Annotated in this window: 10 protein-coding genes; 4 read left to right on the top strand and 6 right to left on the bottom strand. The window is 71.8% G+C overall.

Annotation, left to right across the window (positions count from 1 at the left end):
- The first annotated feature begins 4 nt into the window (after positions 1 to 4).
- Together D7X55_RS26630 and D7X55_RS26625 are read left to right on the top strand one after the other, a co-directional pair.
- Entirely contained in the window at positions 5 to 1,240 is a 1,236-nt protein-coding gene (locus D7X55_RS26630; RefSeq protein ID WP_121724528.1) for a S1C family serine protease, read from the top strand.
- 151 nt (positions 1,241 to 1,391) lie between these two features.
- A complete protein-coding gene (locus tag D7X55_RS26625) occupies positions 1,392 to 1,664 on the top strand; it encodes a vegetative protein (protein WP_120549634.1) in 273 nt (90 codons plus the stop codon).
- Positions 1,665 to 1,701: 37 nt separating this feature from the next.
- Here the strand turns inward: D7X55_RS26625 and D7X55_RS26620 are convergent, their stop codons facing one another.
- The gene (locus D7X55_RS26620; protein ID WP_120549635.1) at positions 1,702 to 2,442 is read right to left on the bottom strand and encodes an RNA methyltransferase; all 741 of its coding nucleotides are present in this window, start codon (positions 2,440 to 2,442) and stop codon (positions 1,702 to 1,704) included.
- A gap of 51 nt (positions 2,443 to 2,493) precedes the next feature.
- Between D7X55_RS26620 and D7X55_RS26615 the strand changes: the two genes are divergently transcribed.
- On the top strand, positions 2,494 to 3,084 hold the full coding sequence (locus D7X55_RS26615; protein WP_121724527.1) for a hypothetical protein: 591 nt from the start codon (positions 2,494 to 2,496) through the stop codon (positions 3,082 to 3,084).
- A 51-nt stretch (positions 3,085 to 3,135) separates the two neighbouring features.
- On the top strand, positions 3,136 to 4,092 hold the full coding sequence (locus tag D7X55_RS26610; protein ID WP_120549637.1) for a phosphoribosylaminoimidazolesuccinocarboxamide synthase: 957 nt from the start codon (positions 3,136 to 3,138) through the stop codon (positions 4,090 to 4,092).
- Positions 4,093 to 4,122: 30 nt separating this feature from the next.
- On the opposite strand, the gene purB is transcribed toward D7X55_RS26610, so the two are convergent.
- From purB to D7X55_RS26580, 5 genes are all read right to left on the bottom strand, one after another.
- Positions 4,123 to 5,436 (bottom strand): adenylosuccinate lyase, encoded by a 1,314-nt coding sequence (gene purB, locus D7X55_RS26605; protein WP_121724526.1) that lies wholly within the window; start codon positions 5,434 to 5,436, stop codon positions 4,123 to 4,125.
- Positions 5,437 to 5,747: 311 nt separating this feature from the next.
- Positions 5,748 to 8,588 carry a protein kinase domain-containing protein gene (locus D7X55_RS26595; RefSeq protein ID WP_120549639.1) on the bottom strand — a complete coding sequence of 947 codons (2,841 nt, stop codon included), beginning with the start codon at positions 8,586 to 8,588 and terminating at the stop codon, positions 5,748 to 5,750.
- 123 nt (positions 8,589 to 8,711) lie between these two features.
- Entirely contained in the window at positions 8,712 to 9,167 is a 456-nt protein-coding gene (gene dut / locus D7X55_RS26590; RefSeq protein WP_120549640.1) for a dUTP diphosphatase, read from the bottom strand.
- 76 nt (positions 9,168 to 9,243) lie between these two features.
- Positions 9,244 to 10,254, bottom strand: coding sequence for a M23 family metallopeptidase (locus D7X55_RS26585; RefSeq protein ID WP_120549641.1), 1,011 nt, complete (start codon positions 10,252 to 10,254; stop codon positions 9,244 to 9,246).
- Between the two features lie 12 nt (positions 10,255 to 10,266).
- Positions 10,267 to 11,064 (bottom strand): hypothetical protein, encoded by a 798-nt coding sequence (locus D7X55_RS26580; protein WP_121724525.1) that lies wholly within the window; start codon positions 11,062 to 11,064, stop codon positions 10,267 to 10,269.
- Between the last annotated feature and the right edge of the window lie 119 nt (positions 11,065 to 11,183).

Raw genomic sequence — 11,183 nt, 5'->3', positions numbered from 1 at the left:
GCCCATGGGTTGGAAGTGGTTCGGGGGCGGCATCACGGGGGCAATGCTGGCGTGCGCGCTGGGAACAGCGGCGAGCGCCGAGGCCCGGACGCCCAACAAGCTGTGGATGGAGGCGCAGAACCGCGCCATCTCCCGGCAGCACTCGAACATCAGTGAAGTGGCCCGCAAGGCCATGCCCGCCGTGGTGTCCATCACCACGCGTCAGGACCTCGCGGAGGTGGCCCCCGGCGAGGAGCCCCAGCGCGGCATCGGCTCCGGGTTCATCATCCATCCGGACGGCTACATCCTCACCAGCGCGCACGTGGTGGACGGGGCCTCGGAGGTCACCATCTCCATCCGCAGCGCCAACGGCTACGTGGAGGAGTTCCCCGCCACCGTCGTGGGCGAGGACGAGCGCACGGACTGCGCGCTCCTCAAGGTGGACGCGCCCCGGAAGCTGCCGGTGCTCAAGCTCGCGTCCGCGTCCCACGTGGGCATCGCGGACTGGGTGGTCGTCATCGGCAACCCGTTCGGGCTGGCGCACTCCGTGACGGTGGGCGTGGTGAGCTACGTGGGCCGCACGGACGTGACGCCCAACGGCCGCGACGGCGACTTCGACTACCTGCAGATGGACGCCTCCATCAACCCGGGCAACTCCGGCGGGCCCGTGCTGGATTTGCACGGCGACGTGGTGGCGGTGGCCAACGCCGTCAACGTGTCCGGCCAGGGCATCGGGTTCGCCATCCCCATCGACATCGCGAAGACGGTGATTCCGCAGTTGAAGACGCACGGCCGCATGCGCCGGGGGTGGATGGGCATCAGCGTGCAGGACTTCTCCCCGGAGGTGGCGCAGGCCTTCAACCTGAACCCCCGTGGGAAGGGCGTGGTGGTGACGGACGTGGTGGAGGACGGCCCGGCGGCCCGCGCGGGCCTGCGCACCGGGGACGTCATCCTGAACATGGACCGGCTGTCCGTGGAGCGGGCGCACACGCTGCGCTGGCAGGTGGCCGCGCGCGGCGTGGGTCAGCGCGTCCGGCTCCACCTGCGTCGGCTGGGCCGCCCCATGACCCTGAAGGTGAAGCTGGAGGACCTGCCCCTGGTGGAGTCACCGCCGTCCACGCTGGCCTCGGGTGGGACGCCAGGCGAGCAGACGGCCGGGGCCCGCTCCGTCCTGGAGGAGCTGCTCTCCCCGGTACCGCGCACCCAGTCCAGCCGGTCCGGAGGTATTCCCAAGGCGGATGAGGGCCTGGGCGCCCCCTGACGGAAGGGGCCTCCAGGGCCCAAGCGGGCTTCCAGCCTCCTTGCGTTCCGCGAAACCCGGCGATACACCGTGCGCCTTCACATCGTGGCGGATCCACCCACAGGTGACGCCGCGGGTTTCTCAAGCATCGTTTCGCAGGAGAGTCCGTACCATGGCCGAGGCCACCCAGACGACGAAGCTCACCCATTGGCCGCGCACCGCCAAGGGCGGCGGCAAGAAGACCTGCACGGTGGAGGGCTGCAAGCGCCCCTACCGCGCCAAGAACTACTGCTTCTTCCACTTCAAGAAGTGGCGCCAGGGCGAGCTGCCCCACACGCGCTACCGCGTGTGCTCCAAGCCGGAGTGCCGCGCCAAGGTGGGCCCCAAGGCCGGCCTGTGCGAGAAGCACTTCGCCGAGACCTACAAGAAGGACGCGGCGGCTTAAGTCGCCCCGCGGGTCCGCGTGGCGCCGGCCCCCCGCCTCAACCGCGGGAGGTCCCCGGCGCCACCGCGCGGCCCAGGTGCTTGAAGGCGTTGAGCCACAGCTCCGCCTCGCGCTGGGTCAGCCGCGCACGCATCAACGTCCGCTCCAGCTCATGCAGCACGTGCTCCGGCGCCTGCGGGTTGAGGAAGTCCGCCGCCAGCATCGCCGCGCGCATGCGCCCGCTCAGCGCGTTGAGCGTCCCCAGCCTCGCGCCGGCCTCCTCCTCCTGAGGCAGCGCGGGCGCTGACGTGAGCCCCTGCCGGTGGCAGAGGTACAGGAGCACCGCGGAGGACTGCGCCAGGTTCATGGACGGCTGCACGTCCGACGTGGGGATGACGAGCAGATCCTGGCAGTGGGTGAGGTCCTCGTCGGACAGCCCGCGCTGCTCGCCGCCGAACAACAGCGCCACCCTGCCCCGCGTGCTCTCCTCCGCCAGCCGCCGCGCCGCGTCCTCCGGCGTCAGCGGGGTGCGCTTCTCCACCTGGGTGCGAGACGTGGTGCCCACCACGTACACGCAGTCCTCCAGGGCCTCCTGGAGGGTGGGTGCCACGCGCATGCCCGCGAGGATGTGGCCGCCCTTCACGGCCATCTTCTCCGCCAGGCTGAAGTCCTCGACGAAGGGTTCCGAGACGACGAGCCGTTCAAAACCGAAGTTCGCCATGACCCGGCAGACAGCACCCAGGTTGTCGGGTGAACGGGTCTGATGAAGGACGACGGTCAGCTCCGCGCCAGGACGCATGCACCGGAGTTTAGCTGGTGGTGCGTCCGCGTGATCGGTATATTCCCGTTGATGCGTCGCTGGGTCCCTGGCCTGCTCCTGTCGCTGTCCCTGCTCACCACCGCGTGCGACGGCACGGGTGCGCCCGTGCGCTCCTCGCTCACGGCGCGGCAGGCGCTGAGCAGCTCGCCGGAGGTGGTGGAGTTCGAGGCCCCGGCCGTCCGCCTGGAGCTCTTCCGGGAGATTGCCCGCCAGTCGGAAGTCCAGGCCGGGCAGTCCGCGCAGGGCGTGGCGCTCTTCCCCATCATCCAGGGCAACGAGTTCGTCGCGGCGCCGGGCTTCGAGCCCCGCGCGGACCTGCTCCAGCCGCCGGACGCGGGCAGCGGCCTCCAGTTCGTCTTCGACGCGCGCACGGGTGACCGTTGGCCGGAAGACCGCAGGGAGAGCCTGCAGGGCCTGTCGGAGCGCGAGGCCGCGGAGCTGGTGGCGCGCACGCTCCTGGCGCTGTGGGGCATCCAGCCGGAGGGCGCGGTGCGGGTGGACCGGGCCGCGGGCGCGCCGTACGCGGTCGCCTACGTGGACGGCATCCTGCGGATCAACCCGGCGTTCCTCTATCTGGCAACGGCCTACGGTCCTGCTTCCATGGCGGCGGGCCTCCAGTAGAGTCGCGCGCCTCATGAGCTGGCCCCGCTCGGGCCTCGAGGCGCTTCCGACGTGAACACCACCGCCCTCCACGCGCAACTCACCCACACGCTTCGCCAGACGGACCTGCCGTCGCTCGGCACGCCCTACAAGGGCAAGGTTCGCGACACGTACCGCAAGGGCGACACGCTCATCCTCGTGACGAGCGACCGCCTCTCCGCGTTCGACCACGTGCTGACCACCATCCCCTTCAAGGGCGAGGTGCTCAACCGCCTGGCGGCCTTCTGGTTCGACCGCACGAAGCACATCGTCCCCAACCACGTGCTGGACGTGCCGGACGCGAACGTCACCGTGGCGCGCGCCTGCCAGCCCTACTCCGTGGAGGTGGTGGTGCGCGGCTACCTCACGGGCAGCCTGTGGCGCGACTACCAGAAGGGCACGCACACCGCCTACGGCGTCCCCTTCGCGGAGGGCCTGCGCAAGGACAGCGCGTTCGAAGCCCCCATCCTCACGCCGTCCACCAAGGCGGAGTACGGCCAGCACGACGAGCCCATCTCCGAGGCGGAAATCCTGTCCCGCGGGCTGGCCACGCCGCGCGACTGGGCCCGCATCACGGAGGCCGCCCGGGGCCTGTTCCAGGAGGGCCAGAAGTGGGCGCGCACGCGCGGCCTCATCCTGGTGGATACGAAGTACGAGTTCGGCAAGGTCGGTGACGACCTGTACGTCATCGACGAGATGCACACCCCGGACTCCAGCCGCTACTGGGTGGCGGACGAGTACGAGTCGCGCTTCGCCAAGGGCGAGGACCAGAAGATGTTGGACAAGGAGAACATCCGCCAGTGGCTCATCCGCGAGCGGAACTTCTCCGGCCATGGGGCCGTGCCCGCCATCCCGGATGACGTGCGCGTGGACCTGGCCACCAAGTACGTGGCCGCCTACGAGCGCATCACCGGCACGTCGCTGGCGCTGACGCCCGGCGACGTGCACTCGCGCATCGAAGAGCACCTGCGGGCGAAGGGCTACCTCTAGGCCCTGCCGCCCGCTGGAAGGCCGCGCGCTTCAGCTGGCGCGGCCGAAGACGCGCTGGAACACCGCGTCCATCTGGCGCGTGTGGTAGCCCGGGGAGAAGCAGTCGGCAATCTCCTCGGGCGTCATCATCTTGAGCAGGTCCGCGTCGTTGAGCAGGGCCTGCCGGAAGTCCACGCCCTCCTCGAACATCTTCATCGCGTTGCGCTGGACGACGACATACGCGGCCTGCCGGTCCATGCCCTTGCGCGCGAGCTCCAGCAAGAGGCGCTGCGAGTTCACCACGCCGCCCAGCAGCTCCAGGTTCTTCTTCATCTGCTCCGGGTAGACGCGCATGTTCTCCACCAGGCCCGCGAAGCGGTGGAGCATGAAGTCCAGCAGGATGGTGGCGTCCGGACCAATCACGCGCTCCACGGACGAGTGCGAGATGTCCCGCTCATGCCACAGCGCCACGTCCTCCATGGCGCTCACCGCGTAGCCGCGCAACAGGCGCGCGAGGCCCGTGAGGTTCTCCGACAGGATGGGGTTGCGCTTGTGCGGCATGGCGCTGGAGCCCTTCTGTCCCGGCGTGAAGGGCTCCTCCGCCTCGCGCACCTCCGTGCGCTGGAGGTGGCGGATTTCCACGGCGAACTTCTCCAGGCTCGCGCCCACCAGGGCGATGGCGGTGAAGAACTCCGCGTGCCGGTCGCGCTGCACCACCTGGCTGGAGGCGGGCGCGGGCGTGAGGCCCAGCTTCTGGCAGACGTGCTCCTCCACCGACGGCGGCAGGTGCGCGAACGTGCCCACCGCGCCGGAAATCTTCCCCACGGCGATGGTGTCGCGCGCGTGCTGAAGGCGCGTGCGGCCCCGGCGCAGCTCGTCGTACCAGATGGCCAGCTTGTGCCCGAAGGTGATGGGCTCCGCGTGGATGCCGTGGCTGCGGCCCATCTGCAGCGTGTGCTTGTGCTCGAAGGCGCGCTTCTCCACCGCGGCCATCACGCGGTCCATGCCCTTCAGGAGCAGGTCCAGGGAGTCGCGCAGGGTGAGCCCCAGCGACGTGTCCAGCACGTCCGAGGACGTCATGCCCAGGTGCAGCCAGCGGGCGCTGGGGCCCACGCGCTCCTCCACGAACGTGAGGAACGCGATGACGTCGTGCTTGGTGGTGCGTTCAATCTCCTCGATGCGCGCGGCGTCCGCTTCCGTGAAGTCACCGGCGCGGGCGGTGCAGTCCGCCAGCGCCTCCTTGGGGGCGAGGCCTTGCGCGACCATGCCCTCCAGCGCGGCGAGCTCCACGTCGCGCCAGCGGCGGTAGCGGGCGACGTCGGACCAGAGGGAGGCCATTTCGGGACGGCTGTAGCGTGGAATCACTCGTAGACCTTCACGGCAAAGTCCCGGCGCGCCGCGAACCGGAGCACTTCCAGCGCGACGTCACAGGACGGACCTGACTTCTTCGCGACGGTGAGATTGAACGAGACCCTGGATGACGCAAGCGTTGCCCGCGGCCCTGTCCGCAACCCTCCAGAGGCCACCGACCTTCCCTGCCGTGCCCTCCATGGGGCTCTCTTCCAGGGTCAGCCCGGTGACGTCCGCGCGGGCCTCGGACGCGAAGCCGGCGAGGAAGGAGGCGTCCGGCGCCAGGCTCGAGGACTTCACGGCCACGACGCGGGGCCGGGCGGGCGTCATCGCAGCACGTTCTGGCAGCAGCGGAAGCCCACGTCCGCGACCTTCAGCGACGCGGCACCCCGGCGGCGCGCGGAGCACCGGGCGGTGTCGCCGGGCGTGTCGAAGGCGCCGCCCTTGATGAGCCGCTCCTCGCTGCCGGGGAAGTTGGAGGCGGTCCACTCGGCGACGTTGCCGGACAGGTCCATGACGCCATAGGCGGAGCGGCACGACGCGAAGGAACCGGAGGGGGCCAGGGCGCGCGCGGCGCCTTCCGTCGTCCCGGTGTTGCAGGCCGTCTGGGCCTGCTCGTCGCCGGCGGAGAAGCGCGCGTTGCCGGGGCCCTTGCAGGCCTTCTCCCACTCGTCCTCGGAGCACAGCCGCTTGCCGATGGCTTCGCACGAGGACTTCGCGTCGAGCCACGTCACGGAGACGCGAGGCTTGCGGCCCGGCTGGTTGGGGAACTCGTGTTCGTCGACGCAGAACGAGTCCACCATGACGCTGTCCATGCGCATCTCGTCGGTGGAGCCGGACGCCTGCAGGTCCTCCGGAGAGGAGCCCTTCTTGAAGCTGCCCCCGCTCACCAGCTTCATGCCGGCCGGACACGAGTCCGAGGCCATGATGCCGCCCGTCGCGGCGGCCGAACCGGTCGTGGCGGGCGAGGGGCTGTTCTTCGCGGCCTGGGCCTGACGCAGGCGCAGGTAGAGGTAGCCACCGCCCGCGCCCAGCACGACGCCCGCCACCGCGAGGATGATCATCCACGCCATCGAGCTGAGGCCGGAGCGGGCCGGCTTCGCCTGCGTGGCGCGCGTCGTGGGGAGCGTGTGCAGGCCCGAGGCCGACGGCGGCAGCCTGCGCGCCGAGGAGCGGACACCCGACACATCCGGAGGAGGTTCGCCCTTGCGCGAGCGGCCGCCCGAGGAGTTCTCACCTTGGACGCCGGAGCCGCGGACCGCGCCCTGGGGCGCTGAAGCCCGAGGCGCGCGAGCACCGGACGGCTCCGCGCCGCGAGAGTTCACCGACGCCGCCACCCCGGAGGCTCGCGAGGAGCGGCCACCACGGCTGGAGGAACGGGACTCCGAGGGCTCGTCGTCGTCGGAACTCCGGCTGGACCGTGACTCCGTCGCGGATGCATCCGCGTTGCGATTGCTGGAGCGACCGTCGGAGGACGCCTCGCCGCGACCGGAGCGCCCTTCGCTCAGTGCGGCTTCACCGCGCCCGTTCGAGCGCCCGTCGCTGGAGGACTCGCCCCGCCCACTGGCGCGCGCATCAGTGGACGAAGATTCACCGCGTCCGGAGGATTCACCCCGGCTGCTCTCGCCACGGCTGGAGCGCCCTTCGCCCACGGCGGCTTCACCCCGGCCGTTGGACCGGACATCGCCGCCCGACGACAGCTCGCCACGGCTGCTCGCGCGCCCATCGCTGGAGGCGTCACCTCCGCCACGGGCCGAGGACCGCGGCTCCGCCGTGAACGACGGCTCCTCCGCCTTGGCGAAGATGCGCATCACCGGCTCGGCGGCCTTGGCCTGGGCCACACGGGGCTCCTGCTGCGTCGCCGCCTCGGAGCCCTGTCCCAAGGCACGCGGGTCCTGCGACGCCGGCTCCGCGCCCTTGCGGCCCGCAGGGGCCACCGCGCGCATCTCCTGCTGCGTCGCCGCGTCGGACACGGAGCGCGCTTCCGGCCCCGTGATGTAGTCCAGCGCCTGCGCGTTCGACCCCAGGATGGCCGCCAGCGTCGCCGCGTCCAGCGGCTGCGTCGCATCCGGAGGCGGATCGTCCTCCACCACGGGAACGGGCGCGGCCGGCGTGGGCGCGCTCGCCACCGGCAGCATGCCCGTGGGCACCGGCGGCAGCGGCTTGTTCGCCGCACGCGCGGCCACTGCGGACGGAGGCAACGCTCCCGATGCGGGCATCGCGCGCTGCCGCGACGCAGCGGCCGGGTGGCGCTGCACCAGCGCCGCGAACTCCGCGTGCAGCTCACCGCAGGACTTCGGACGGGCCAGCGGGTTCTGGTTGAGCGCGCGGCGGTAGAGCGATTCGAACGCGGGCGGCAGGTCCGGATGCCGCACCGACACCTCGGGCACTCCGCCGTCCTCCGGCAGCAGGCCCGTCACCATCTCGCCCATCAACACGCCCAGCGAGTACACGTCCATGCGCGTGTCCAGCTCCGCGCCATTCACGTACTCGGGAGCGATGTACGCCGCCGCCCGGTGGCCCTTCTGCGCCTGCACGAAGGGCAGGTGCGGCACCGCGAGCCCCAGCCCGTAGTCCGACACCTTCAGCATGTCCGGCAGGACGAAGACGTTCTCCGGCTTCACGTCCGAGTGCGGCCCGAAGCGGTGCGCCCCGTCCAGCGCCGCCGCCATCTGCGCCAGCAGCGGCTCCACTTCCTTCAGCGAGAACAGCTGCCCCTTCGCCGCGCGCTGCTCCATCATCCGGCGCAGCGTGAGCCCTTCCAGCAGCTGCATCGTGAAGAAGGGCCGGTCCCCGTCCACGCCCTCCTCGTACACGCGCACCAGGTTGGGGTGGTTGAGCTTCTTGCCCACCCGCATGGACAGCGCGAACTGCGTGCGCTCCTCGGGCTGCTGCACCAGCCGGGGCTGGATGACCTTCAGCGCCACCTCCACGTCGATGGCCTGGTCCTGCGCGCGGAAGACGAAGCCCAGCGGCCCGGCGCCGACGACTTCCTGGATGGCGTAGCGGTCCGCGACGACGTCGCCCGGCTTGTACGGCGCGCCCTCGGCTCCCTTCCGGCGCGCCGCCCCCACCGCCTGACGCGCGGCCGCGTCGAACTTCTGGCCACACGTGGCGCAGGTTTCACTCGTATCGGGGACATGGCTGCCGCAGCGGTAGCAGAGCAAAGCTGTGAAACTCCGGAACAGGGCCGCGGGGGGGCGGCCTCCCCGGCGGACGGCCGGGGGGCTCCATTCTGCCCGCTCCGGAGCCATTGAGGAACGACGTTGCGCGCCGGGCCCTGATGGGCCCTAACGCCCCGTGGACCCGAAACCTCCGTCACCCCGGGAAGTCACCTCCAGCACCTCCACCTCGCGCAGGGCCGTGGCCGTCACGGGTGCCACCACCAGCTGGGCCACCCGGTCGCCCCGACGCAGCGTGAAGGGCGTGTTGGACAGGTTGACGAGCAGCACCTGCACCTCCCCCCGGTAGTCCGCGTCCACCGTCCCGGGGGAGTTGAGGCACGTCACCCCGTGCCGCAGCGCCAGCCCCGAACGGGGGCGCACCTGCCCCTCGAAGCCCGGAGGGAGCGCGAAGGCCAGCCCCGTGGGGACCGCCATCCGCTCCAGCGGCTGGAGCACCTGCTCCCCGTCGATGTCGGCCCGCAGGTCCATCCCGGCGGCGAGCTCCGTCTCGTAGCGCGGCAGGGGCAGCGGGTCCGGATGCGAGCGCACCCGGCGCACGGGGACGGTCAGCGTGGGGTCCATGCCCTCCGCCGTAACACGCACCCCGGCGCCCCTCTACTTCCTGGCCCCGACGTCACGGGTCGTGTGGCACGCGGCCTCACAACTCGGTCGCGCCGTCCGCCATGCGCAGGGCGGAGCGGAAGCCGAACGGGTCCACCGGCCGAGCGGCCAGCTCCAGCTGGTAGTGCAGGTGGGGCCCGGTGGAGCGGCCGGTGCTGCCCGACAGCGCGATGGCCTGCCCCTTCTCCACGCGCGTGCCCGCCTTCACCAGCAGCTCGGAGTTGTGACAGTACGCCGTCGTCACGCCCCGCCCGTGGTCCAGCACCAGCACGCGGCCGTTGACGGAGTCCTCGCTCGAGCGGCGCACCACGCCCGCGGCCACCGCCGTCACGGTGGTGCCCGTGCGCACCGCCAGGTCCACGCCGGTGTGCATCCGGCGCGTACGCAGCGTGGGGTGGACGCGGATGCCGAAGGGACTCGTCACCGGAGCGCTCTCCGACACCGGCCACCCGAGCATCAACGCCGTGGACAGGGCCAGCGCCTGCGCCGCGCCCACGGAGGAGCCCTCGAAGCCCGGGGGCAGCTGCTTCGCCAGGCGCTCCAGGCTGAGCGCCCCACCCTCGGCGTCCACCCGCTCCAGCGCGAAGCGCGCGGGCACCCGCCCGGCGAACACCGCCGTCACCCGGGCCTCCTCCGAGGGGAAGTCCTTCGCGAGCGAATCCAGCAGCCGCCGCGTCGCCGCCGGGCCCTTCACCGGATCCACCAGCGCCTCCGGAGCGATGGCCAGCTCACGCGCCAGCGCGAACGCGGGCTCGCGGGCCTTCGCGTCCAGGACCATCAGCGCCGAGTGCGTCCCCCACGCCAGCGCCTCCGCGCTCGTGGGAACCCGCGTGAGCAGCGCGGCGGGCAGCGCGGCCGGAACCGGCACCGAGGTCCCACTCACGCCGTCGTAGTACGCGAGCAGCGGCCGGGCGGTGGTGCGCGTGTGGAAGGCCCAGGCTCCCGCGCGCCGCAGCAGCGCGCCCGCGGGCGTGTGGTGGTACGCGCACCACACGCACAAGAGCGCGAAGGTGAAGTCCAGCAGTCCCCGAGCGCGGCGAGCGAACATGCGTCAGGGCCCTCAGCGAAAGAAGGACAGCACGGGTGCCGCGTCCCAGGCCGCCGCGAGCCCCAGGGGCGCCACCACGAGGCACCCCAACAGCCCCCGGGTCCACGCCCGCCGAGAGCCCACCGCCTCACACGCCGCGTCCGCGTGCTGGAGGTTGCGCAGCACCGCGCGCCACCCCAGCGACACGCTGACACCGCCCAGCGCCGCCACCGCCAGTCCCCGGGCCGCCCAGTCCGAGGCGACGTCGCCGAACAGGGGCCGCCACGACAGGTACACCGTGCCCTGGACGAGCCGCGCCACCGTGCAAGCGCCCGCGAGCACCACGCCCGCCGTGGCCAGGGGCCGTACCCACCGCATCGGAGTGGGCCGCCGCAGACAGCGCCGCAGCAGCGCCCTCCACGAAGAGGACTCCGAAGCAGCGGCGGTCACCGGCCGCCAGCGCTCCACGGGCTGGGCAGCAGCGGTCTCGCGGTAGCCCAGCGTGGGCAGCGCCAGGAGCAGGTCCGCCGCCAGTTCCCAAACCAGAGCCAGTCCCCGAGCCAACCGGGTGCGTGTCTCCAGGGAGACCCAATCCACCATCGACGCGAGCGCGGGGAACTGGCCTACCCACGCATCGAACGCGGAGTCCAACCGGTCCACCGCCGTGAGCAGCCGGTCATCCAGCGTGTCCGCCGCCGCGTGCACGCCCACCGCGACCAGCGCGAGCAACCCCAGCGGCATGAACGCCCAGCGGAACGCCCCGAGGAAGCGGGACACGTCCGTGAGGAAGCTGCTCGAGGGCTCCGAGGAGCTGGATGGGTGGACCGGCATGCAGCGCCTCCTCCGGGCGGTCCCCCATCAACGCGGGAAGCCCTCCCGGGGTTTTAAGCCTCGAGCGCCCCAGGACGAAAACACCGCCGCGAGCCGGTGTGGGCCGAGCCCCCTCCCCC

This window comes from Corallococcus sp. AB049A (assembly GCF_003668885.1).
Classification (GTDB): domain Bacteria; phylum Myxococcota; class Myxococcia; order Myxococcales; family Myxococcaceae; genus Corallococcus; species Corallococcus interemptor.
The sequence above is the reverse complement of the archived record's forward strand: the minus strand, read 5'-3'. Positions and strand labels throughout refer to the sequence as shown.

Coding starts and splice junctions, on each gene's coding strand:
- D7X55_RS26585 (WP_120549641.1), bottom strand. CDS start 10,254: ATGTTCGCTCGCCGCGCTCGGGGACTGCTGGACTTCACCTTCGCGCTC.
- D7X55_RS26580 (WP_121724525.1), bottom strand. CDS start 11,064: ATGCCGGTCCACCCATCCAGCTCCTCGGAGCCCTCGAGCAGCTTCCTC.
- D7X55_RS26625 (WP_120549634.1), top strand. CDS start 1,392: ATGGCCGAGGCCACCCAGACGACGAAGCTCACCCATTGGCCGCGCACC.
- D7X55_RS26615 (WP_121724527.1), top strand. CDS start 2,494: ATGCGTCGCTGGGTCCCTGGCCTGCTCCTGTCGCTGTCCCTGCTCACC.
- dut (WP_120549640.1), bottom strand. CDS start 9,167: ATGGACCCCACGCTGACCGTCCCCGTGCGCCGGGTGCGCTCGCATCCG.
- D7X55_RS26620 (WP_120549635.1), bottom strand. CDS start 2,442: ATGCGTCCTGGCGCGGAGCTGACCGTCGTCCTTCATCAGACCCGTTCA.
- D7X55_RS26630 (WP_121724528.1), top strand. CDS start 5: ATGGGTTGGAAGTGGTTCGGGGGCGGCATCACGGGGGCAATGCTGGCG.